At 39.7% G+C, this 22,815-nt stretch carries 20 protein-coding genes and 1 tRNA gene; 12 read left to right on the top strand and 9 right to left on the bottom strand.

Annotation, left to right across the window (positions count from 1 at the left end):
- The first annotated feature begins 68 nt into the window (after positions 1–68).
- The 5 genes from QOL76_RS16415 to QOL76_RS16395 all read left to right on the top strand — a co-directional run bounded on the left by QOL76_RS16415 (position 69) and on the right by QOL76_RS16395 (position 6,426).
- Positions 69–144, top strand: a tRNA-His gene (locus QOL76_RS16415).
- 342 nt (positions 145–486) lie between these two features.
- A complete protein-coding gene (locus QOL76_RS16410; protein WP_283414068.1) occupies positions 487–2,403 on the top strand; it encodes an amylo-alpha-1,6-glucosidase in 1,917 nt (638 codons plus the stop codon).
- 10 nt (positions 2,404–2,413) lie between these two features.
- Positions 2,414–3,700: a glycosyltransferase family 4 protein gene (locus QOL76_RS16405; protein ID WP_283414067.1), complete on the top strand. Its 1,287-nt coding sequence runs from the start codon at positions 2,414–2,416 to the stop codon at positions 3,698–3,700.
- Positions 3,697–4,917: a glycoside hydrolase family 57 protein gene (locus QOL76_RS16400; RefSeq protein ID WP_283414066.1), complete on the top strand. Its 1,221-nt coding sequence runs from the start codon at positions 3,697–3,699 to the stop codon at positions 4,915–4,917. Before QOL76_RS16405 ends, QOL76_RS16400 begins: the two co-directional genes overlap by 4 nt.
- A 423-nt stretch (positions 4,918–5,340) precedes the next feature.
- Positions 5,341–6,426, top strand: a complete 1,086-nt coding sequence (locus QOL76_RS16395; protein WP_283414065.1) for a hypothetical protein — start codon at positions 5,341–5,343, stop codon at positions 6,424–6,426.
- A 72-nt stretch (positions 6,427–6,498) separates the two neighbouring features.
- Here QOL76_RS16395 and panB read toward each other — a convergent pair whose 3' ends face one another.
- The 4 genes from panB to QOL76_RS16375 all read right to left on the bottom strand — a co-directional run bounded on the left by panB (position 6,499) and on the right by QOL76_RS16375 (position 10,042).
- A complete protein-coding gene (gene panB, locus QOL76_RS16390; RefSeq protein WP_283414064.1) occupies positions 6,499–7,320 on the bottom strand; it encodes a 3-methyl-2-oxobutanoate hydroxymethyltransferase in 822 nt (273 codons plus the stop codon).
- A gap of 4 nt (positions 7,321–7,324) precedes the next feature.
- Positions 7,325–7,816 (bottom strand): phosphoribosyltransferase family protein, encoded by a 492-nt coding sequence (locus QOL76_RS16385; protein WP_283414063.1) that lies wholly within the window; start codon positions 7,814–7,816, stop codon positions 7,325–7,327.
- 61 nt (positions 7,817–7,877) lie between these two features.
- Entirely contained in the window at positions 7,878–8,801 is a 924-nt protein-coding gene (rsgA, locus tag QOL76_RS16380) for a ribosome small subunit-dependent GTPase A (protein ID WP_283414062.1), read from the bottom strand.
- Positions 8,798–10,042, bottom strand: a complete 1,245-nt coding sequence (locus QOL76_RS16375; protein WP_283414061.1) for a 3-deoxy-D-manno-octulosonic acid transferase — start codon at positions 10,040–10,042, stop codon at positions 8,798–8,800. Before QOL76_RS16375 ends, rsgA begins: the two co-directional genes overlap by 4 nt.
- Positions 10,043–10,228: 186 nt before the next feature.
- Between QOL76_RS16375 and QOL76_RS16370 the strand changes: the two genes are divergently transcribed.
- Both QOL76_RS16370 and QOL76_RS16365 read left to right on the top strand, forming a co-directional pair.
- Positions 10,229–10,714 carry a low molecular weight protein-tyrosine-phosphatase gene (locus tag QOL76_RS16370; protein WP_283414060.1) on the top strand — a complete coding sequence of 162 codons (486 nt, stop codon included), beginning with the start codon at positions 10,229–10,231 and terminating at the stop codon, positions 10,712–10,714.
- On the top strand, positions 10,707–11,582 hold the full coding sequence (locus QOL76_RS16365; protein ID WP_283414059.1) for a fructosamine kinase family protein: 876 nt from the start codon (positions 10,707–10,709) through the stop codon (positions 11,580–11,582). The genes QOL76_RS16370 and QOL76_RS16365 overlap by 8 nt, the downstream gene beginning before the upstream one ends.
- A 20-nt stretch (positions 11,583–11,602) precedes the next feature.
- Here the strand turns inward: QOL76_RS16365 and QOL76_RS16360 are convergent, their stop codons facing one another.
- On the bottom strand, positions 11,603–12,727 hold the full coding sequence (locus QOL76_RS16360; protein WP_283414058.1) for a Gfo/Idh/MocA family protein: 1,125 nt from the start codon (positions 12,725–12,727) through the stop codon (positions 11,603–11,605).
- A gap of 91 nt (positions 12,728–12,818) precedes the next feature.
- Positions 12,819–14,087 carry an aspartate kinase gene (locus QOL76_RS16355; RefSeq protein ID WP_283414057.1) on the bottom strand — a complete coding sequence of 423 codons (1,269 nt, stop codon included), beginning with the start codon at positions 14,085–14,087 and terminating at the stop codon, positions 12,819–12,821.
- A gap of 57 nt (positions 14,088–14,144) precedes the next feature.
- Here QOL76_RS16355 and fbp point away from each other — a divergent pair, with 57 nt between their 5' ends.
- Both fbp and QOL76_RS16345 read left to right on the top strand, forming a co-directional pair.
- Positions 14,145–15,182 carry a class 1 fructose-bisphosphatase gene (fbp, locus tag QOL76_RS16350; RefSeq protein WP_283414056.1) on the top strand — a complete coding sequence of 346 codons (1,038 nt, stop codon included), beginning with the start codon at positions 14,145–14,147 and terminating at the stop codon, positions 15,180–15,182.
- Between the two features lie 160 nt (positions 15,183–15,342).
- Positions 15,343–16,509 carry a PQQ-dependent sugar dehydrogenase gene (locus QOL76_RS16345; RefSeq protein WP_283414055.1) on the top strand — a complete coding sequence of 389 codons (1,167 nt, stop codon included), beginning with the start codon at positions 15,343–15,345 and terminating at the stop codon, positions 16,507–16,509.
- A gap of 197 nt (positions 16,510–16,706) precedes the next feature.
- Here QOL76_RS16345 and QOL76_RS16340 read toward each other — a convergent pair whose 3' ends face one another.
- The 3 genes from QOL76_RS16340 to QOL76_RS16330 all read right to left on the bottom strand — a co-directional run bounded on the left by QOL76_RS16340 (position 16,707) and on the right by QOL76_RS16330 (position 20,005).
- Entirely contained in the window at positions 16,707–17,765 is a 1,059-nt protein-coding gene (locus QOL76_RS16340; protein ID WP_283414054.1) for an NAD(P)H-dependent glycerol-3-phosphate dehydrogenase, read from the bottom strand.
- The gene (locus tag QOL76_RS16335; RefSeq protein ID WP_283414053.1) at positions 17,743–19,440 is read right to left on the bottom strand and encodes a 1-acyl-sn-glycerol-3-phosphate acyltransferase; all 1,698 of its coding nucleotides are present in this window, start codon (positions 19,438–19,440) and stop codon (positions 17,743–17,745) included. The genes QOL76_RS16340 and QOL76_RS16335 overlap by 23 nt, the downstream gene beginning before the upstream one ends.
- A 79-nt stretch (positions 19,441–19,519) precedes the next feature.
- Entirely contained in the window at positions 19,520–20,005 is a 486-nt protein-coding gene (locus QOL76_RS16330; protein ID WP_283414052.1) for a DUF4199 domain-containing protein, read from the bottom strand.
- Positions 20,006–20,152: 147 nt separating this feature from the next.
- Here QOL76_RS16330 and QOL76_RS16325 point away from each other — a divergent pair, with 147 nt between their 5' ends.
- The 3 genes from QOL76_RS16325 (at position 20,153) to QOL76_RS16315 (ending at position 22,747) form a co-directional block, all read left to right on the top strand.
- The gene (locus QOL76_RS16325; RefSeq protein WP_283414051.1) at positions 20,153–21,127 is read left to right on the top strand and encodes a polyprenyl synthetase family protein; all 975 of its coding nucleotides are present in this window, start codon (positions 20,153–20,155) and stop codon (positions 21,125–21,127) included.
- A gap of 196 nt (positions 21,128–21,323) precedes the next feature.
- Positions 21,324–22,289: a Fic family protein gene (locus QOL76_RS16320; RefSeq protein ID WP_283414050.1), complete on the top strand. Its 966-nt coding sequence runs from the start codon at positions 21,324–21,326 to the stop codon at positions 22,287–22,289.
- Positions 22,290–22,402: 113 nt separating this feature from the next.
- Entirely contained in the window at positions 22,403–22,747 is a 345-nt protein-coding gene (locus QOL76_RS16315) for a hypothetical protein (protein WP_283414049.1), read from the top strand.
- Positions 22,748–22,815 lie beyond the last annotated feature (68 nt).

The following is a 22,815-nucleotide window of genomic DNA, read 5'->3' as shown; positions in this document are numbered from 1 at the left end:
TTGCGCTGATTCAGCTTAATCATTACTTTTGCAGACCGTTTGGAAGAAACCAGTTCAAACGTATACATGGTGATTGTAGCTCAGCTGGTTAGAGCGCTGGTTTGTGGATCCAGAGGTCGCCGGTTCGAACCCGGTCTTTCACCCAAAAGCCCCTCATTTTGAGGGGCTTTTCTTATTAATAGAGCCTCTATTGGCACAGCATTTGATAAATCCTGCCAGAACTAAACCAACTTCAGATGTTCACTTTGTTCAAAACTTCGCCAAAATTCCCACAGGTAAAACCTATCAATATCAGAATGGCAAAAAGTTACCTGATGAAATTCGAAGAATCGCTAAAAAATTTCGAAGAAGTCCAAAAAGAGGCGATTCATTCTTAATTATTTCAACAAAGACAAAAGGTTATGGAAACATAACCTTTATTTTTTACCATTTCATTTTTCTTGTCGGTGCAAAACTCTATTTTTAACAACATAGAATTTTCCCCGCATGAGTTATATCCATTTCGATAAAACACAACTAATCAATCTGAATTATTCTCTTGAGAGAGAGATCATCAGATCCAATCGTTCCGGCGCCTATACCAGCACTTCAATAATTTGCTGCAACACCCGTAAATACCATGGGCTACTCGTAGTGCCTCAACCAAAAATCGACTCACAAAGCCACGTAATGTTATCTACCGTTCATGAAACGGTAATCCAACATGGAGCCAGTTTTAATTTAGGGATAAGCAAATTCCCGGGAAATTACTCCCCACGAGGCCATAAATACCTCGAGGATTTCGATTCTGAACCCATCCCTAAACTAACCTATCGTGTAGGTGGAGTTCTTTTGCAAAAGGAGTTGATACTGGACACCAACAGAGATCGCTTGATGATACGCTACACCTTGCTAGACGCACATTCGCCGACTAAAATACGTATACAACCCTTCTTGGCATTTAGAGGTTACCACGACCTCTGCAAGGCCAATACATACATAAACAAAAAATATAAAAAAGCTCTAAATGGAGCAATTTTCCACTTATATGACAAGTATGACCCACTTTATCTGCAGGTATCAAAGAAGGTAGAGTTTGTTCCTGCACCTGATTGGTATTACAATGTAGAGTATATTTTAGAACGCGAGCGAGGGTATGACTATCAGGAAGACTTATACGTCCCCGGGTATTTTGAATTTGAAATAGAAAAAGGTGAGTCTGTCATATTTTCAGCAGGACTGACAGAAGCAGATCCAAAAACACGTCAAAATGCCTTCGAGAAAGAAATCGCGAGGCGAATACCTAGAAGTAATTTTGTAAACTGCCTGAAGAATTCAGCAGGCCAATTTTTACGTCAGCGAGACGGAGACACCAGGGTAATTGCTGGGTATCCATGGTTTGGCTGGTGGGGTAGAGATACTTTTGTAGCCGCTCCAGGACTTACACTCACCACAGGAGATAATAAGACTTTTCTTGATATCATGGACACCATGTCCCGCGATTTGAAAGGCCCACTTTTTCCTAATGTCGGAAGCGGAGTCACAACTAATATGAATTCCATTGACGCACCATTATGGTACTTCTGGGCACTACAACAATACATCAAGTATACAGGCGATAGCAAAACAGTTAAAGAACGCTATTTGGGTAAAATGAAAGGTATTATTGATGGGTACCTCAATGGTACTGATTTCAATATTCACGTTTTAGAGAATGGCCTAGTGTATGGTGGAGAGGAGGGTAAAGCACTTACCTGGATGGACGCCGTAACCCCAGATGGTCCTGTTACTCCACGGATGGGGTGCCCAGTTGAAATCCAAGCCTTATGGTATAACGCTTTGTGTTTCTATCATGAATTAACTGGAGATGAAGAAATAGCAGATCATGCAACAAAAATCGGCCATACCTTTGAAAAAGAGTTTTGGTCTGATGAGCATGGTTATCTGGCAGATTACATTGACGGGGAAGAAAAAGACTGGGCAATTCGTCCAAATATGATTTTTGCTACCTCTCTCCCTTATGTCATGCTGAGTGATGAAAAATGTGATCAAGTGTTGGAAACTGCCAAATCAAAACTTCTCACAACCAGAGGCATGAGATCTCTTTCTCCTGACGACCCAGCTTACAAAGGCTACTATTTCGGTGATCAAATTAGTAGAGATGAAGCTTATCACAATGGAACAGTTTGGGTTTGGCCCCTAGGTCACTTTGTAGAAGCATACATTAGGCTACATGGTAAGTCTGGTGCGAATTTTATTCAAAAAATTGTAAAGGGTTTTGATGGCGTAATGACTCAATATGGAGTGGGAGCTGTGGCAGAAATTTATGATGGTGATCCACCGCATCGCCCTAAAGGCGCAATATCACAAGCGTGGAGCGTATCAGAATTGCTTAGAATGATGGATTTGGTCAAAAAGATATAATAGACTTTTTATGAAGGTGCTAATGTTTGGGTGGGAATTTCCACCACATATTTCTGGAGGTCTTGGGACGGCGTGTTATGGCTTGGTGAAAGGGATGGCTCACCATAACCAAGACATCATATTTGTAGTACCTAAACTTTGGGGAGACGAGGAACCATTGGCAGATTTTGTCAATGCAAGTGATGTTACGATAGACTACCGTGAAAAACGATTCAAAAAATTCTGGAAAAACCTCACTTATTTAGAAGTAAGTAGCTTTTTGGTCCCCTACTTAGGACCTGATGAATTTAAGAAATATACTGATTATGCCATCCATGACAGGACTGATGTTGATGAAAGTGTATTCTCAAACAAATTTGAATTCAGCGGAAAGTATGGGAAGGACTTAATGATGGAGGTTTCACGCTATGCTTTAGTAGCAGCTCATATCTCCAAAAATAAGGAGCACGATATCATTCATGCCCATGACTGGCTTTCTTTTCCTGCCGGGATCGCTGCCAAAGAAATCAGTGGAAAGCCTATGGTAGCCCATGTGCATGCGACTGAATTTGACCGATCAGGCGAATCTGTAAACCAGGTGGTTTATGATATAGAGCGCGCAGGCATGGAAGCTGCGGACCATGTGGTTGCAGTAAGTCAGCTAACCAAAAACATTATCATAAAAAAATATGGCATCCCTGCTGAAAAAGTAACGGTCCTTCATAATGCTGTCCTTGACGCCAGTATTATCAAGTCTAGTTATCAAAAGAAGGTACCAGAAAAGATTGTTACTTTCCTTGGAAGAATCACCTTCCAAAAAGGCCCTGAATACTTTGTAGAAGCAGCAAAAAAGGTCATTGAGCGAGATCCTAACGTACGTTTTGTAATGGCGGGTAATGGGGATTTGCTCAATCGAATGATTGATCGAGTGGCGGAACTTCGAATGGGGACAAAGTTTCATTTTACAGGATTTCTCAAAGGTGACGATGTGGACCACATGTATGCCATTTCAGACGTATATGTAATGCCATCAGTATCTGAGCCCTTTGGCATCTCTCCTTTAGAAGCAGTTAGACATAATACTCCTGTAATTATCTCCAAACAATCTGGTGTGGCCGAGGTCCTAAATAATGCCATCAAAATCGACTTTTGGGACATTGACTCCATGGCAGATGCCATTTTTGCTTTGCTACATTATGATGGTATATCTAAAATGTTCAAAGAGCTTGGAACAGAAGAATTGAAAAAATTAAAATGGGAGCATGTGGCTGAAAAATTGATCACAGTGTACCGAAAAACATTATCGAAGAAATCATGAGAACCATCTGCTTTTACTTCCAGGTTCATCAGCCATACCGTCTGAAGCCTTATCGTTTTTTTGACATCGGAGACGATCATCATTACTGGGACGATTTCCTGAATCGTAGTGTCATGCGAAAGGTAGCTCAGAAATGCTATTTACCTATGAATGCTTTATTGTTGGAAATGATCAACAAGTATAATGGCGCATTCAAAGTGAGTTTCTCTATGTCAGGCGTATTTTTAGATCAGTTAGAGACTTACGCCCCTGATGTTTTGGAAAGTTTTCAAAAACTAGTGGCAACTGGTCATTGTGAATTGCTCAATGAAACTTATGCCCACACATTAGCAGCTTTGAAAAGCAAGGATGAGTTTCAAAGTATGGTGAAAAAGCATCAGGAAAAAATCAAGAAACTTTTCAATGGGTACAAGCCAAAAGTATTTAGAAATACGGAGCTTATTTACTCAGATCAAATCGGCGCTATGGTCGCAGAAATGGGTTTTGATGCCATTTTAACGGAAGGAGCAAAGCACGTGCTTGGATGGAAAAGCCCAAATTATGTTTACGTAAACAGCATTGATCCTAAGCTAAAAGTATTGCTGAAAAACTTTCAGCTTTCGGATGATATCGCATTTAGATTTGGAAACAAAGGCTGGGATGACTATCCGCTAACTACGGACAAGTTCGTAAAATGGATAAACAACGTTCCTCAAGAAGAAGAGACAATTAATCTATTCATGGATTATGAGACTTTCGGGGAACATCAATGGGCTGAAACGGGAATTTTCGAATTCATGAGGGCTCTTCCAGACGCAGTTTTCAGTAAGACTAACTTTACATTTTCTACCCCATCAGAAGTTGCCGATAAGATTTCTCCAGTTGGTAAAATCCATGTTCCAATTCCTATTTCTTGGGCAGATGAGGAGCGTGATTTGACAGCATGGTTAGGTAATGACCTACAAGACGAGGCATTTGATCGACTTTTTGAAATGGAGAAGTTGGTAAAAGGAATTGATGACGATGATATTCAGCGCGACTGGGCATATCTGCAAACCAGTGATCACTTCTATTACATGTGTACTAAGTTCTTTTCAGACGGAGATATTCATGCATATTTCAGCCCATATGATTCGCCATATGAAGCATTTATTAATTACATGAATGTCCTCAGTGACTTTATGATAAGGGTGAAAGAAAAACTCAGTGAAAAGGAAGCCAAGGTTTCAGATGTATAGATAAAAACAATTAGACCGATTAGCTTCGGTCTTTTTTTATGTCAAAATTTGCATCAAACCTAGGCAAATTTTTAAGGCACTTTCTAAGTTTTGAATAAAATAGCTTACTAATCTTCTGGTTGATTAATCCTGAAATTTTCAATTCCAGAGGTAAGAGTATCTAACGATTCTGATAGATTTTGATGAGCAAAAGGGTTTGTGACGCATACTTTTTCATACGACAAATGCCCTATTTAATAGATCAACTAATTGTTAGTATATGGAGAGATCCCCTTTCACTAACCTGATTTACAGACGTTTAACAACATTTTAAGCAAATAACAAGTAAACTAACAAGCCGCTTCGCATTTAAAAATCCCACGTCTATCATCTAATTTAGAGTTATCAGAATCACAAAAACGTCTCGCATTAATAACTCTAATTATGAAAATTACACTACTAACAATTCTTCTGTTTCTGACAGGAATTCTACAGCCAGCTGATCCTTATATTTCATCAAAGGATTATGATGTCAGTACTTTTCACCGTGGCAAGCAATCATCAAAATCTCCAAAGCGGGTTTATATCCAAAAATTCAGAGCCCTATTTGAAGTGTATGAGGAAGCTTCTGCAAGTACAGCAGCATCTAAAAATGACCGTGCGAATCGTACTACCACTGTATCAGGCACTAAAACCAGAATGGGAGTACAATTGAGCGGTGTGGATATCCCTGATTTCCAGAAAATAGTTGATGAGGCATATGCCGATTTTGTAGCACAGCTGGAAGCTGAAGGGTATGAAATCATTTCTGCTGATGAGGCTGGAAAAACTGATTACTATTCAGGTTATACAAAAATGAAAGGTGGTGCCTCCTCTACTGATCAAGCTACAGGATACGTCATGGTGACTCCTACAGGATATGACTACTGGGTAAAAGACGTCTCTAGCAGCGGCCGTGAGAAAGGAACATTCACAGATACTAGTTCCAAATTATCTAAAGATCTGGGTGACGCCTATGTTGCGGAAGCCACTTTCATATTCCCATTTGTGAATTTGGATGCAAGCTCAACCAGCTTTGCAAACTATGCTTCTTCTAAAGTAAAGGCTGACATTAATTTGAGAATGGCCGCAAGTGTAGGATCTATGGACAATGAGCAAATGAGTTTAGGTAAGTTTGCAAAAGGGTTTACTACCTCGCCTACTCAGTCTCTATTAGCATCCAAAGTACGATTTGTAGCAGGCCATATGGCGAGCTCACCACTTTTTGACTCTTCCACTGCCCTGAAAAGAGATGTATACTTTGGAGAAATCTTTGCCGAAGACAAATTGGTAGAAGTTACTTCTGCTGAAGTAGCTACCTTTTCTAAAACAGCTTATCCACAATTGGTCATGGTATCTGGAGGGGAAATGACTCTTGCTTCGCATTATGTAGCATGTGATCATGAAAAGTACATCGCCTCTGCAAAAGGTTCCATTATGGAAATGATAGGAAGCGGAATTAGCAATTTCAAGGAGCTTGTAAAAGATTAAATAAACCACTACACATTAAAAAAGGGCGTATCATTTAAAGATGATATGCCCTTTTTTTATGAATTAGCATTTCTAATAACTTTCCTTCTCATTCGGAAAGTCCTGGCTCTTTACGTCTTTGATGTATTGGCCGAAGGCCTCCATCATGATGCCCTCGAGGTCTGCATATTGCCTCAAGAATCTTGGTTTGAACTCCTGAGTGATCCCGAGCATATCGTGTACAACCAAAACTTGCCCATCTACTCCTCCACCTGCACCTATACCGATAATTGGAATAGAAACTGACTCGGCCACTTTCTTAGCAAGGTCCGCAGGAATTTTTTCCACAACGATAGCAAAACAGCCTAGCTCTTCCAGAAGCTTAGCATCCTCCACTAGCTTTCTTGCCTCAGCTTCCTCTTTTGCTCTTACTGTATATGTGCCGAATTTATAAATGGACTGCGGAGTAAGGCCCAAATGCCCCATTACCGGAACTCCAGCACTTAATATTCTCGCAATAGATTCCTTGATTTCAGATCCACCTTCTACTTTCACAGCATGAGCACCGGATTCCTTCATGATCCGAATCGTAGATCGCAATGCTTCAGAGCTATTTCCCTGATAACTTCCAAAAGGAATATCCACCACCACAAAAGACCTGCTCACTGCTCTTACGACTGAAGAAGCATGATAGATCATCTGATCCAAAGTAATCGGCAAAGTAGTCTCATGACCTGCCATCACATTGGAGGCCGAGTCACCGACAAGAATAATATCGATCCCAGCAGCATCCACAATTTTTGCCATGGAATAATCGTAGGCTGTGAGCATGGAGATCTTCTCACCACGATCTTTCATTTCCTGAAGGATGTGCGTAGTGATACGTTTTACGTTTGCGGAGGAGTGTACTGACATAATTTTAATGTAGATAGACGAAGTAATTTTCTCCGGAGAAATCTACTTTGATATGTTCGTTGAGTGTAGTGGAAAGCTCGAAACCTGTGTAATCAGGACGAATCGGAAAAAGTCCATGACTTCGGTTGACAAGTACCGCGATTTCCATTCGATACAATTCCTCATCCAAAAAAGGCTTCATTGCATAGACTAATGTTTTGCCTGTATTGAGAACATCATCTACTAGAATCAATGTTTTCCCCTGCAAATCTATCTCATTGGAAAGCTGAACTTCCTCTGAAGCTACATGTGCCTTGTCCAAAATGATTTCTGTCTTTTCAATAATCAGCGGGGAAATCGCTTTAAGTTCTGTAGCTAGAAGATCAGAAAGAAACCTTCCCATTCCAGAGATCCCAGCAAACACAACGGCTTTTGAGTTGAGATTTCGCTCATAAATCTCATACGCCATTCGGGTGATTTTCTTCTTTATCTGTTGGTGATTGAGTACTTCGCTCATGGTATTTTATAAAAATGAAAATTAGGCCAATTCTACTTGGATTCAAAATCAAGCAGGCAGCTTATCTATAGTCATCCTTCTCATTCAGGATATTCAAATAGCTTTCGTATCGGTAAGGATGAATATGACCCGCTTCCACTTTCTCAAGCACGACACAACCTGGCTCATTCACATGTTGGCAGTTATTGTACTTGCATTGCCCAAGATACTTTCTCATTTCTGGAAAATAATGTGAAAGCTCATTATCCTCGATATCCAGAATCCCAAACTCCTTAATACCCGGAGTATCGATCAGATCCCCACCATTTTCCAGCCTAAAAAGCTCCGCAAAAGTAGTCGTATGTACACCTTTAGAAGTGAATCCAGAAACTTCTTTTGTATGCTGGGTAGCTTCCGGCACCAAAGCATTGAGCAAAGTCGATTTCCCTACACCTGAATGTCCTGAGATTAAAGTTGATTTTCCTGAGAGTACTGAATCAAACTTTTCTTTAAGATTTTCTTCTTTCAAAGCCGAAACTTCAAGTACCTTATAGCCTAATGGCTCATAAATCTCATGAATATCCAAGAGCCAGTCTTCTGCTTTTTCGCCGGACATTTGATCCATCTTATTTACTACCAGAATTGCTGGAATCCTAAAGCTCTCTGTACTCACCAAAAACCTATCAATAAAACCCAGAGATGTTCTTGGGCTTTTCATGGTGATGACCAAAATTGCCTGGTCGAGATTGCTCGCAATGATATGAGAAAAATGTTGCTTCCGAGTAGACTTTCGAATTACGTAGTTTTCTCGAGGCAAAATATCAGAAATCACCGCCGTCTCCTGATTGTCTTCTTTTTCCAATTCTACCCAGTCTCCCACTGCAATAGGATTAGTCAACTTTAGCTCGTCCTGTTTGAATTTCCCCTTTAATCTAGAAGCGACCACCTCTCTTTCAGTCTGAACAAGATACCAGCTCCCTGTAGATTTTATAACTCTTCCCCTCATTTCTTTGAAACTAGTTTTTCCACCTTTTCTATAATTTTTGCTGCTGCTCCAATATTCATATCAAGCCATTGCTGAGCAGATTTCACACTTTCCTGATAAAATTCAGGTTGCTCCAATTTCTCAAATACCAGACTCAAACTCTCTGCATCACTTACTTCAAATCCGCACCCCTTGGCCTGGCTTTCTGCTGCTTCAGGAAATTTATCCACCTTCGACAATTTGCCGAATATCACCGGGACTTTGAATCCAATCGGCTCTAATATATTGTGGAGCCCTTTTCCAAATGCACCGCCTACATAAGCTATCCTAGCAAATTGATACAAAGAGCTTAGCATTCCAATATTATCTATAAAAAGCACATCTGGAGAATCGTCCGAATCCCAAAGGGAATACCTGACGGCAGACAAAGATAACTGATCCGACCAACGATTCATTGGCTCAGGACTCAAATCATGCGGCGCTATTATCCACCGATAACCTGGCTTTGAATTCATCAGCGGAATTAGCAGATCCATATCCTCCTGCCAAACAGAACCAGCCACTAAAGTTGGTTTATCCCCAACCCATTTAGCCATCTCTGGATAGTCCTTTTGATTACGTGCAGTTTCCGCAACTCTATCAAATCTAGTATCCCCAGTAACGCTTGTATGTTGGTAACCTATAGACTTAAGTAGATCGAATGTGTTTTTATTTTGGGTAAAAATGTAATCGAATTGGAACAAGATTTTTCTAAAAAATCCATCACTTCTGAAATAGATTTGATTAGGTCGAAAAGATGCTGAGAATAGAAAAAGTGGGGTATTGCGGGATTTTACTGCAGCAATATGATGATACCAAAGATCATACTTGACAAAAAATGCCATGCTAGGGTTCAGGGTATTCACAAAATTATCTGCCAGCTTTTTACTATCCAGCGGCAGATATGTAATAAAATCTACATTAGGCTGAGATTTTTTAATCACATTGTCATAGCCAGATGGGCTGAAGAAACTAACAACAACCAATTGATCTGGCTGTAAGCGTTTTAACTCAGCAATAACCGGCCTAGCCTGTTCATATTCCCCTAAGGATGCTACGTGAAACCACGCTAGCTCACCTTTGTTTTTAGACCTAAATACTATCAGTCTTTGAAATAGATTTTTTCTGCTAGAAGAGAAATGTCTAATTTTGGGTATAAAGAGTCCGCTTATCAATAAAAGTATTCTGGCAAAAAATATCCCGATTCGATAAATCCATTTCATTTATCAAAAGTAGTTATTTGACATGAAATACTATTATTAATGATTTATTCAGGCTAAAAGGCTCTTTGAAAGCATGGATTTGAATATTCATACAAAAAAGACGAATCTCGCCGTGCATTTCCCCCTAAAAATAGCTACTTTCAAAGCCTTTGTTTTTCAAGTAGCTAATTAAGTTCAGCTAATAATATGATTAGAGTTTTATTTGTTTGTTTAGGTAATATATGTAGATCACCTCTTGCAGAAGCTATTTTTAATTATAAAGTAGAGCAAGCCGGCATGAAATCACAATTTAAAGCTGATAGTGCCGGTACTTCAGATTTTCACATTGGAGAACTGCCTGATGAAAGAACAATAAAATGTGCCAATAAATATAATTTACCTCTTAATCATCGCGGCAGACAAGTAAATCGTACAGATTTCAGGGATTTTGATTACATCCTTGCAATGGATGACAACAACCTTCGAAATCTTAATAACTTAAAAGCAAGGTATGGTTTTAAGGACAAAGGAATTTACCTCATGCGTGACTTTGTGGCTGAAACGCAGGGAATGTCAGTTCCAGATCCATATTATGGAGGAGAAGAGGGTTTTGAGGAAATATACCAAATATTGGATGAGGCCCTTGATCGTTTTCTAATACAGGTTAAAGCGACCCATCATCTCTATGCTTGACCAGCACGAGATCTACGAACAAATACTTTTTGAAAGCCTAGGTACTATGGCTGAATTAAAATCAGCATCTCTTGTAGCAGCGGGAAATCATAATCAAGGTATCCGAATAGAAAGCAATTCAGGCGTATTTTTTCTAAAACTAAACTTCGATCATGAAAGGGATATTCTTCACAAAGAGGAAGAAGGGCTAAATCTTCTACGTCAATCCACTTTTCTCAAAGTTCCAGAAACTTATGGTTGTGGAAGAGTGGAGGATTATAATTTTTTGCTGTCTGAATTCATCCCTGAAGGTAAGGCCAAACTTGACTATTGGGAAAACTTGGGACTTGGCTTAGCTCATCTTCATTTGACATCTCGAAATGAATTCGGGTTAGAAAAGGACAATTACATTGCATCTATTCATCAAAAAAACCTACAAACATCCAATTGGGTAGACTTCTACATTGAGCAGCGATTGGAACCTCTAATTGGGAAAGCCTATTTTGATCGCCTGATTCCTTTGGAATTCTTAAAGAAATTTCAAGAAATCTACCCTAAGCTGGAAAGCAATTTCCCCAAGGAAAAACCTTCTTTGGTGCATGGCGATTTATGGTCTGGAAATGTGATTGCCACACCTGATGGAGAGCCATGCTTTATAGATCCTGCCGTCTATTTTGGACACCGAGAAATGGATATAGCCTTCAGTCGCCTATTTGGGGGATTTGACTCGAAATTTTATGCCTCTTATGAATCTGTTTTACCATTAGAGCCAGGTTTTGAAGACAGAATGGGATTATATAATCTGTATCCACTACTGGTTCATTTGAATCTTTTTGGCGTAGCCTATCTTCCAGGGATCGAGCGGATCATCAACCGATTTGTTAAATAGGCTACCCCATTGTAAAGATTTCAACTTAAATTCAGAAGTACTTTTTCTCCAGTTTCTACAGCTTTGAAAATAGCATCTATTATCTTCATATCCTTCACTCCTTCTTCTCCATCTACGGGTACTTCAGGCTTTTTCCCATCAAAAATTATAGCTGCCATTTCATCCATTTGAACTGTCTGATGCGTGACGATTGGCTCAGTTAAAGGTCCTTTATTGGTTTCTCCTTTTATAGGACCATAGCCTGTCGAAGGCTGCATTTCTGCCCAGCCTTTGCTTCCATTCAGATAAAACCTATCTAGATTATTCATATTGTAGGTAGATAAGCAAGAAGCAATTACCCCACTTGGGAAGCCAAGTTGGAATGTGATCGTCTCATCAATTCCCTCTTTAAATTTTTCAGGATTGGTTTTGACCTCCTGAGCGGTCACCCAAATTGGTTCCTCTCCAATCATATACCGGGCACCATTAATCGAATAAATACCGATATCCATCATGGCGCCACCGCCTGAAAGTTTCGGATCTAGTCTCCATTGAGTTGGATCTCCAATGGTAAAACCACTTAGTCCCTGAAAAAATCGAATGTCACCAAATTCTCCTGCCTTTCTCATTCGAATCACTTCTAATGTATTTGGCTCAAAATGCATTCTGTATCCAATCAAAAGATGAACCCCTGCTGCTTTGCAGGCCTCAACCATCGCTTGACCATCAGCTGCATTCACAGCCATCGGCTTTTCACAGATAGCATGCTTTCCAGCTTTGGCTACTCGGATTACCTGATCCTTATGTAGAGCATTTGGAGTGATCACATAGACGGCGTCAATGTCAGGGTTATCCTTGATTGCATCGAAATTCTCATAGTTATAGCAATTTTTCTCAGGAATACCATACTTCTCTCTCCAAGCAACCACTTTTGAGGGAGTTCCACTGATTACTCCAACCAATTTGGTTCGCTGGCAACTTTGAATCGCTTCCGCAACTCGGGTGCCGTAGCTACCAAGGCCCATGATTGCAACACGCAAGGTTTTTGAATCTTTAGCATATTCAGAAATTTGATCAGCCATAACAGAAAATGGGTTTAAAACGGGCACAGTCAATGCCATAGCAGAAAGACTGGCTCTTTGTAAAAATACTCTTCTAGTTTTCATAGGGTAAGGTTAGGTTATCGAGTTTATATCCTGAAACTATTGATTTTTGATGAAATACCAGTGGTTTCAGGAAATGACTTTTATCGAAAGTCTAGTTTAACCGTCTCACTACCTGCACCATATTTCTGGTGCTTTGCTCCAGCAGTACCTCGTACCCATCCAATAGAGACGGGATTGAATCCGGCTTTGGATGTAATACCGTCAACAAGTCTAAGCCTTCATTGTATCGTATTATAAAATCATTTTTAAGTTTGGCCAACAATTGCTCCAATTTGAACAGTTGGGAGTCTACCACGATGGAGATAGTTATCGCTGAGGTTTGCAACATGTTTGCCCTGAGCTTTAACATTTGCAACTGTTCATAAACTTGATGGATGTGCTTCTCTTCAATAAAAGTGAAATCCGTCACTTTAAAAGACACTAGAATTTGATCCTTTTTCAAAATAATAGTCGGTACTGTTTCAACCTTTGCTGTCTTATGGATTTTTGTCCCATTCTCTTCCGGATGGAGAAAAGATTTGACGAAGAGTGGAATTCCTGCATTCGCCAATGGCTTAATAGTCTTAGGATGAATCACAGAAGCTCCGTAATAGGTCATTTGTGCTGCTTGCTGATATTCCAGCTCACTAAAAAGCTTCGTATCCTTGAATAATTTTGGATCAGCATTGAGCACACCAGGCACATCCTTCCAGATCGTGACCGATCCGGCATCAAGGCTAGTGGCTAGAATTGACGCAGTAAAATCAGACCCTTCTCGACCTAACGTTGTCGGTCTTCCAGATGAATCAGCACCAATAAATCCTTGAGTCAAAACAGGAAACTGCTCCAATTTCGGTCTCAATTGTGATTGGCAATTTCTGCGCGTTTTCTCCCAATCTACCTTAGCAAATCGAAAATCACTATTTGTACAGATCAGTTCCCGTGCATCTTGCCACAGGACGAGTAATGCCTGCGAGCATAAATACTCCATGACAATTCTGGAAGAAAGCATTTCTCCAAAACCAATTACCCGATCATAATATTCATCGTAATTCTCCTTGGAAACAGGTTTGTTGAGTTCATGATGGAGCAGGATGAAGTAGTTCTCGATTTTAGGGAAAATTACATGTCCCTCGGGAAATAACGCTGTGCAAATATCCAGGTGGTAAGACTTCAAATTTGAACTATTCCAAGAATAATCCTGATTTGTTAATTTAAGAGAGAGAATAGTTTCAAGATGATTTGTAGTTTTTCCCATGGCTGAAACCACAATCACAAAATTATTTCGCAATCGATTACGGAGAATATTAGCCAAGTTTTTAACTGCAGGGGCATCTTTTACAGAAGCTCCGCCAAATTTATAAATCTGAGTTTTTGTCATTAAAATATTTGCTTACTTTTCAATAAGATTAAACCACCAATTGAACTATTCCAATATATGAAAATTCTTCCTTACCAACCTGACCAAAGCGGACTAGCCTACTCTGTCGGCACTACCTTAGACAGATTTATTAAACTCAAGCAAAGCGATTTCCCTTTTGCTTCAGGTGAACTTTCTCAACTTCTGCGAGATATCGCACTTGCAGCCAAGATAGTAAATCGCGAAACCACTCGTGCCGGACTATCAAATATCGGTGGAGCCTTCGGTCAAGTCAATGTACAAGGAGAAGAGCAACAAAAGCTGGACGTCATTGCTAATATCCGATTTATGCGTGCCCTGAGTAAAGGTGGCGAAGTCTGTGCCATAGTTTCTGAAGAAGAGGATTCTGTGATTGATTTACAAAATAGCTCTGGAAAGTATGTAGTTGCTATAGATCCGCTCGATGGCAGCTCCAATATCGATGTAAATATTTCCATAGGAACAATATTTTCGATTTACCGCAGAAAGACTCCGGCTGGAAGCCCTATTCAAAGAGAAGATATCATGCAAGCAGGTACAGAGCAAGTCGCTGCGGGTTATGTGCTCTATGGCTCTTCGACAATGTTAGTTTACACCACTGGATGCGGAGTAAATGGCTTTACTTACGAACAATCTTTGGGTGAATTTTTCCTTTCCCACCCCAATATTCAAGCTCCAAAAAACGGAGAAATTTATTCCGTAAATGAAGGCTCTCAGAAAGAATGGGAAGAAGGAATGAAGGCTTATGTAGACCAATGCAAGGATAGAAGATACTCTGCCAGATACATTGGCTCCTTGGTAGCAGACTTCCATAGAAACTTGCTAAAAGGTGGGATTTACCTTTATCCTGCTACACATAAGAACCCATCCGGGAAATTACGATTGTTATATGAAGCAAATGCCCTGGCACTTATAGCGGAGCAAGCTGGTGCAATGGCAACAGATGGATGCAACAGGATTTTGGAGATCCAACCGACCACGCTTCATCAAAGAACACCACTGCTGATTGGTTCATCAGAAATGGTACAGGAAGCAGAAGCATTCATGAATTGCCCGGCAGAAAAGCCGACTTCCTAAGCAGGTCATGTAAATAAGCTGCAAGATTTCAAAGATGTATTTTATCTTGCAGCTTATTTACAACGCTATGAAATCGAGCATGAGTAAGAACCCCTTGCATAGAGGTTTTACTGTAATGCATGCGAGATTCCAACTGACCTTTGGAAAACAATATAAACACATGACAAAAAACAAACTATACCTGCCTATCGCTCTCGTAGCATCTGGCATCGCCTTAGCAACATCTTGCTCACCTAAAGAGCAAGAAGCTGTAGTCGAACCTATCGATGAGACCTACGCTGTTCAAACTGAACAGCTATTAATCAATGTTGACACCCTTTATACTGGATTTGAAAATCCTTGGGGCATGACATGGCTATCTGATGGTAGAATGCTTGTTACTGAGAAAAAAGGAGAAATCCTTATTTTCAAAGACGATAAATTCACAGGAGAGAAAGTACAGGGACTTCCTGAGTTTTGGACAAAAGGTCAATCTGGTTTGTTGGACGTTACAGCTCATCCAAAATTTGATGAGAATGGCTGGATCTATATTTCCTATGGCAAGCTAATGCCAGATAGCACATCTGCTACAACGATCACAAGATTTAAGTTAGAAGGCAATAATGCCGTCAATCAAGAAGAGCTGATTCAATCGCTTCCAGCTTGGAAAAGCAATGCGCATTACGGTAGCCGAATTGTATTCGATAACGACGGATACCTTTACTATTCTAGCGGAGAACGTCAAAACACTCCTACAAATGCACAGGATTTGACCAATTCTCATGGGAAAATTCACCGAATTCATGACGATGGCAGAATCCCGACTGACAATCCATTTGTAGACACTGAAGGTGCCGTAGCTTCAATCTGGACTTATGGTAACAGAAACCCTCAAGGCTTGTATTTCGACAAAGAAAATAATAGACTTTATGAAACTGAGCACGGTCCTCAAGGTGGTGACGAGTTGAATTTGTTGGAAAAAGGCAAAAATTACGGTTGGCCAGTGATTACTTGGGGTATTGGATATGATGACAAGCCAGTTTCTGACATTCAGGAAAAAGAAGGAATGGAACAACCATTAACTTATTATGTACCATCCATCGCTACTGCGGGTATGACAATGGTCACTTCAGATAAATATCCGGCTTGGAAAGGCGATATTCTTATCGGTGCATTAAAGAAAATGCACATCAACCGTGTAGACATGAATGGATCTACCGCCGGAGAGCAAGAAATTATGCTTCAGGATATCGGACGAGTACGACAGGTTTCTCAAAGTCCAGATGGCTATATTTATGCTATTACTGAAGGTACAGGCTTAATGGTAAAGTTGATTCCGATTAGATAAGAAATAATAACAGAATTAGAAAAGCCACTTTTGATCATTCAGAAGTGGCTTTTCTAATTCTACTAGACCTCACACATCTCTAAAAATTCTGACAGATCACTAGTTGGCATGTAGTAGTGCTTGAAATCCTACTTCAAGGGAAGCAAGTTAAATCTGTGCTCACTGTATAAAACTCTGTGTCCATTGCAGCCAAAAGTCTACACAAAATCTACATCCACATTGAATGGGTATTTCATCAAAAACTGTAGCGCATCTTCTATTTCTAAATCATCAAAAAGCACACGATATAAATTTTCTGTGATCGGCGCCCGGAGATCAGCAGTTTCCAGGAATGCTTTAATTATTCTAACCGTATTTATACCTTCTGCCACTTCTTCCATATCTGCAAGAATCGAATCAAGGGTCTCTCCTTTCGCAAGTCGGTAACCTACAGTAAAATTCCTTGAATGTATAGAATTGCAGGTCGTAACCAAATCGCCAATTCCTGCCAAACCCATCACGGATTTAATACTCCCTCCCAGTGCATTTCCCAGGTGAATCATTTCCACCATACCCCGGCTGACCAGCAATCCTTTAGCATTTTCGCCTAAACCTAGACCTGCTAATGCACCTGAGGCGATAGCAATAATATTTTTCAATACTCCACTTATCTCCACGCCGATAATATCGGAATTTCCATAAACCTGAAATTTCTCAGACCTCAACAAACTCTGACCTTCTAAGATCACTTCATTGTATTTACTGGCTATCACAGTAGCTGCAGGTTGACCTTGAGCCAGTTCCTTGGATAGATTTGGCCCTGCTAGACATCCGACTCTTACAGCCACAGTTTCTTGCAGGATTACTTCGCTCATCGTCAGTATTTGACTACGTTTGATCTTCTTAACTGTTTCCAGTGTTTCTCCAGACTTGAGATTCAAACAGAGCCCTTTGGTACCATGAATAATCAAGTGATAAGGAAACAAATAGGGCGAAAAAGTCTTCACTACTTCCTGAAAGCCTGAAGATGGAATCATAAAAAAAAGCACATCACAGCTTTTGCAAAGTTGTGCAGGATCATTAGAAGCAATTATATTTTTTGCCAATGCTTTTCCTTGAGCAGAATGAGACGAATTAATTTCATCGACTACTTCCTGCTTTCGGGCATAGACCATCACAGGGTTTTTAGCCGCTAGAATATTTGCGATGGCTGCGCCAAAGCTTCCCACTCCTACCACTCCGATATACTTAGCTTCAGTAGAGTTTTTCGAGTCCATATCCGGTTAATCTGTTATGATAAAAATAAAGTAGGCTCATGTCATCAGTTCCTATATTCCCATTTTTGTCACGGATAATAGGGCGTTTAGCATGGTACATACCCACATTTTCCATCCCTCGACTGATTATTTCATCCAAATCAAGCGAAAGATGGGGCGCAGTATTGATCAATCCCTGTGACTTCAATTCCTTGATTTTGTCTAGCACAAGCTGACAATTTGCCTTAAACTCCTCATAAGGAATAGCGATATCTTCCTCTGGCAATCTTAGTAAGTCAAACAAATCAAGTTTTCTGTTTTGCTTTTTGATCAGCTCAAAAGCCACAAAAGCCACCAAATGAGAATTAAACACCCGGTTGATTTTGTGAAATTCCTCCACAATTCGCTTTCCAAGCATATTCGTGTATTCTTCCTCCCGCTGATTATCCACTGAGACTTTCCCGTCAGAAATAAAATAATCCCTCGTATCAATCACCCGACCATGTTTATCCAAGCTTCTGCCATCCACATCCACGTAGTTCCCTAACACATCCATTGCCTTACCTACAGACACTGAGATATCAGATCCTTTGGTGAAAAACTTGATTAGGAACTTGGATATCTTGTACGAATTGGAGAACTCATCATTCTCCTTATAATAACGCTCCTGTCCGGTGATGCTCAAGTGATCTCGGATCAAACTCGGCGCTTCCAATACAAAGTGATAATTAATCGTAACCGGAACGATGAAAATCTTACCTGAGATATCATTCAATCCATTTTCGAAATTTGCCCGCTGTGCCTCGATCGCAGTACTTAAAAGGCCAAGCTTGAGCTTTGACTCGATCATCCCACTGCGGGATCTAGTTCCTCCAGGAAAAAACAAGGAATGACATCCAAATTGAATAGCTTCCTTAGAATAGGTTTTGAGCGTCTCCAGATACATCAGATTCTTTTTCCTTCTATCTACCTTGTAGGCTCCGAGAGAATTCATGAAGTAGGCAAAAATGGAAATATTGAAAAGATTCAATCCTGCTCCATAAATAAAAGGCGGTAAGCCTAAAACAGAAATCACCCATCCGATCAAGATACTATCAAGATTACTGAAGTGAGTGGGAACCATCACCACGGTGCCTTTAGTAGCCAGGTCACGCAATTGATCAGTTTCGCCAGTGATCTGTATTTTATCCTGTAAGGTGTATTGATTGCTGAAAATAGACTTGAAACCCTTCACACGAGCTGCATTCAGCAATCTCGAAAACCCATAAGTAACCACTGATCGGGTAAACTTATAATGGGTAGTTTTGAAATTACTGGCAATTTCCTCTGCGTAGCGAGCTGTGATTTGATTCAAAACCACCTTGTAAGCCTGCAGTTTTTTGACCTTACTTTTTACTGTTTCAGTACTTATTTGTACCAAAGAAGACTTTACTCCACTCCAAAAAGACGAATCATCATCAGGATCTACAACCCAAGGATTTTGCTTGATTCGAAGTTTCTCCCGGTATAATGTCGTTTCCAATTCTTCTTTGAGAATATCAGGATTGTTGCCAGTGAGATTGAGAATCCTATCCTCCGACAGGTCAGCAACTTTTTTTACAAATTCCTTCCGCTCTCTCGCCAATTTCACTACTGGCCATTCCTCTTTACTAGGGTGAATCGGCTCGTACTTATGCTTGATGTATTTCTCCTCCAAGTGGCTGGTTTTTATTAAAAATCAATCCAAAGATAGTGAAAAGCCCTTTCTTATATGAATGATCCCTGTGAAGTAATGCTCATGTTTGAGACTTTGACTTAACAAAAATAGCTACAATAGCAGAAGTGAGCAGTCCCATCACTAACGCCCCTATTACGGATTGGAATATATAACTTTTCAAATTGAAATATCCTTCTGCTTCTGCTTGTGTCATATTACCAGAACTCACAGCATAATTTATAACGTTCGGAAAATATTCAGGCGTGATAAATTCAATGGTAATGTATTGTGAAAGTGGGCTAAGGGCCGCCACAATCACCGAAATAATAAGACCTGAAATAAAGCCTTGCTTGTAGCTCATCACACCATGATAAAAATTCCTTCGCTTATCAAGCAAAGCAAAAATGTAAATCGCAATGGAAGGAATGGCCACAAAATTTGTGAAGAATGGATGGTCTTCTATCTTCTCATCATGATATCCCAGAGACTTTTCCAAAAACATCCAGGCCAACATCATGGCTACAAATATCAATGCCCATTTGATTTCAATTTTAATATTTTTCATAGTCTGTAGGGTTTTAGGTGCAAAAACGTAGTTACAAAATACCTAATTTATCAAAATCAACGTCATTTTCAATTGATTGCTGGTCCTAGCCTATCAAAACCTTGTCCATGAGCGAAAGGGTATTATTTTTACGGCATCAAAGACCGGATGAAACCAGACCTTAAGCAAATACAGATACCAATAGAGAATGAAATGGCTCAATTTGAGCTGAAATTTCGGGCCTCTATGAAATCTAAGGTCAAGCTCCTCGACCACATCACTAATTACATTGTCAAGCGCAAAGGCAAGCAGATGCGCCCAATGTTCGTTTTTTTGACTGCGGGAGTTTGTGGTGGAATAAATGACTCTACGCATAGAGGCGCTGCGCTAATTGAATTACTGCACACTGCAACGCTGGTTCACGATGATGTGGTAGATGATGCGAATTACCGTCGTGGATTTTTCTCTGTAAATGCACTTTGGAAAAACAAAATCTCAGTTTTAGTTGGTGATTACCTGCTTTCCCGAGGGCTACTTTTGAGTGTAGAAAACAATGATTTCAAACTGCTTAAGATCGTATCAAACGCAGTAAAAGAGATGTCTGAAGGCGAATTGCTACAAATCGCCAAAGCCAGAAAACTCGACATCACCGAGGAAGTTTATTACGACATTATTCGTCAAAAGACAGCCAGTTTATTAGCCTCTTGTTGCGCCGTAGGTGCTTCCAGTACAGACAGCAGCGATGAAACCATCTCCAAAATGCGGGAATTTGGAGAGAAAGTTGGGATGGCCTTCCAGATCAAAGACGATCTTTTTGACTACGGTGAAGATGAAATCGGCAAGCCTGTCGGAATAGATATCAAAGAAAAGAAAATGACGCTGCCTTTAATTTTTGCGTTGCAAAAGGCGGATTGGTTTGAGAAAAAGAAGATCATTAATTTGATCCGAAATCGAAGTGAAGATAAAAAAGCAGTCAATCAGGTAATCGATTTCGTGAAGAAAAGTGGTGGACTGGAATACGCCAAAACCATCATGGATAGATTTTATCAGGAAGCATTGGATATCCTGAAAACCTTTCCTGAATCGGAATATAAAACTTCACTTGAAGGACTGGTGAGTTATACGATTGAGAGGAAGAAGTAGAGGGTAAGCAGGAAGTGGGAAGACGGGAGACCGAAGTAGCCCAAATGCTAGTTTTCACCTACAAATAAGCAGGTTTGATGTTGTTTGTTGAATTCGCAAAGTAGGATAATCACTATTTCTCGGCTTTAATCATCCGATAATACCTTAGGTAATCTCAATAATAATATCTTTGATAGTATCAAATGATACTATCACTATGAAACCTCCTTACGATATCACGCCAACCATCTTGCAATTGGTCAGTTCGATTTCAGAAAAAATTGGGGAGGCAAACGCACTTTTTCTAGAAAAGCAATCTCCTCAACTTCGCAAGCAAAACAAGATAAAAACCATTCACTCATCTCTCCAGATAGAAGGCAATACACTTTCTGAAGAGCAGATTACGGCTTTGATTGAAAATAAACGAATCATTGGCCCTCAAAAAGACATTACGGAAGTGATTAATGCAATAGAAGTTTATGAAAATCTAAGTTTCTATAAACCCTCATCTGAGAAATCATTCTTATCAGCGCACGCGACATTGATGAAAGAATTGATTGATCAACCTGGCAGCTACCGAACTCGAGGAGTAGGAGTAGTTAAAGGTTCGCAAGTTGCACATTTAGCCCCGCCAGCTTCAAATGTGCCTGGACTCATGAAAGAACTATTTCAGTATCTAAAGAATGACGACGAACTTGCTTTGATCAAAAGCTGTGTCTTTCACTACGAAATGGAATTTATCCATCCATTTCTTGACGGAAACGGGAGGATGGGAAGGCTATGGCAAACAGTAATTCTAAAAGAGAGGTATCCCCTTTTTGAATTCCTTCCTTTTGAAACGCTTATTACCCAAACTCAAGATGAGTATTACCAAGTCCTCTCTAAATGTGATAAGGCTGGAAAGTCAACTTTTTTCATCGAATACATGCTAGCTATCATAGACAGTTCTCTTGGAAATCTATTAAACACCAATAGTCAAACCTTGACTTCAGATCAACGGATCACTTATTTCCTTTCTTTGGGCAAAAATGAATTCACTCGTAAAGCTTACATGGATGTATTCAAATCTATTTCTTCTGCTACTGCCAGCAGGGATCTAAAAAAAGCAGTAGAATCAAATCTAATTTTGGCTAAGGGAAATGGGAATCAGATGAGGTATTTTATAAATAGAAACAGAAATTAAGACATATGATTATTTTCGAAAAAGAACCAAAGCCATTTCTAATGAGATGCATCCTGGCTTATAGTCAAGATAAATTCTTCTTCCTTTCTATTTTGGCTACAATCTCAATTCTAATGGTAGAAAAATCATTGCCGGTTTATTCTTTGTATTTTATTTTACCTCTTGTCTTAGTTGCTTTTATAAGATCTATTTTTGTAAGCAAAATATCCGTTCAAAGAATCTCAGATTTAAAGAGTAATATTGAAGTCACTTATCAGATATTTAACACTTTTTCCAAGTTGAAATGTAAAAAAGAACACATTACATTTTTAGATCTAGAAGGCTATAGAGGTTCCTTTCAAAGAATTAATTTTATTGTCAATTCTAAAAAGGAATTTACCCAGTATTTCGTAGGCCAATTCAATACGTCAGAATTTGATTTATTAAATAGCGATTTAATGGTCAAAAATAGTTGGTAAAAGCTGTGTAAACTATTGATTTACTGTCTTTTGTGACAACCTTATTGAAAGTGGTTTCAATAAGGTTG

The organism is Algoriphagus winogradskyi, assembly GCF_900182815.1.
Lineage (GTDB): Bacteria > Bacteroidota > Bacteroidia > Cytophagales > Cyclobacteriaceae > Algoriphagus > Algoriphagus winogradskyi.
The sequence above is the reverse complement of the archived record's forward strand: the minus strand, read 5'-3'. Positions and strand labels throughout refer to the sequence as shown.

What these genes read in the sequence shown, in the direction of transcription:
- QOL76_RS16410 (WP_283414068.1), top strand. Translation starts at nt 487, where the DNA reads ATGAGTTATATCCATTTCGATAAAACACAACTAATCAATCTGAATTAT.
- QOL76_RS16405 (WP_283414067.1), top strand. Translation starts at nt 2,414, where the DNA reads ATGAAGGTGCTAATGTTTGGGTGGGAATTTCCACCACATATTTCTGGA.
- QOL76_RS16400 (WP_283414066.1), top strand. Translation starts at nt 3,697, where the DNA reads ATGAGAACCATCTGCTTTTACTTCCAGGTTCATCAGCCATACCGTCTG.
- QOL76_RS16395 (WP_283414065.1), top strand. Translation starts at nt 5,341, where the DNA reads ATGAAAATTACACTACTAACAATTCTTCTGTTTCTGACAGGAATTCTA.
- panB (WP_283414064.1), bottom strand. Translation starts at nt 7,320, where the DNA reads ATGTCAGTACACTCCTCCGCAAACGTAAAACGTATCACTACGCACATC.
- QOL76_RS16385 (WP_283414063.1), bottom strand. Translation starts at nt 7,816, where the DNA reads ATGAGCGAAGTACTCAATCACCAACAGATAAAGAAGAAAATCACCCGA.
- rsgA (WP_283414062.1), bottom strand. Translation starts at nt 8,801, where the DNA reads ATGAGGGGAAGAGTTATAAAATCTACAGGGAGCTGGTATCTTGTTCAG.
- QOL76_RS16375 (WP_283414061.1), bottom strand. Translation starts at nt 10,042, where the DNA reads ATGAAATGGATTTATCGAATCGGGATATTTTTTGCCAGAATACTTTTA.
- QOL76_RS16370 (WP_283414060.1), top strand. Translation starts at nt 10,229, where the DNA reads ATGATTAGAGTTTTATTTGTTTGTTTAGGTAATATATGTAGATCACCT.
- QOL76_RS16365 (WP_283414059.1), top strand. Translation starts at nt 10,707, where the DNA reads ATGCTTGACCAGCACGAGATCTACGAACAAATACTTTTTGAAAGCCTA.
- QOL76_RS16360 (WP_283414058.1), bottom strand. Translation starts at nt 12,727, where the DNA reads ATGAAAACTAGAAGAGTATTTTTACAAAGAGCCAGTCTTTCTGCTATG.
- QOL76_RS16355 (WP_283414057.1), bottom strand. Translation starts at nt 14,087, where the DNA reads ATGACAAAAACTCAGATTTATAAATTTGGCGGAGCTTCTGTAAAAGAT.
- fbp (WP_283414056.1), top strand. Translation starts at nt 14,145, where the DNA reads ATGAAAATTCTTCCTTACCAACCTGACCAAAGCGGACTAGCCTACTCT.
- QOL76_RS16345 (WP_283414055.1), top strand. Translation starts at nt 15,343, where the DNA reads ATGACAAAAAACAAACTATACCTGCCTATCGCTCTCGTAGCATCTGGC.
- QOL76_RS16340 (WP_283414054.1), bottom strand. Translation starts at nt 17,765, where the DNA reads ATGGACTCGAAAAACTCTACTGAAGCTAAGTATATCGGAGTGGTAGGA.
- QOL76_RS16330 (WP_283414052.1), bottom strand. Translation starts at nt 20,005, where the DNA reads ATGAAAAATATTAAAATTGAAATCAAATGGGCATTGATATTTGTAGCC.
- QOL76_RS16325 (WP_283414051.1), top strand. Translation starts at nt 20,153, where the DNA reads ATGAAACCAGACCTTAAGCAAATACAGATACCAATAGAGAATGAAATG.
- QOL76_RS16320 (WP_283414050.1), top strand. Translation starts at nt 21,324, where the DNA reads ATGAAACCTCCTTACGATATCACGCCAACCATCTTGCAATTGGTCAGT.
- QOL76_RS16315 (WP_283414049.1), top strand. Translation starts at nt 22,403, where the DNA reads ATGGTAGAAAAATCATTGCCGGTTTATTCTTTGTATTTTATTTTACCT.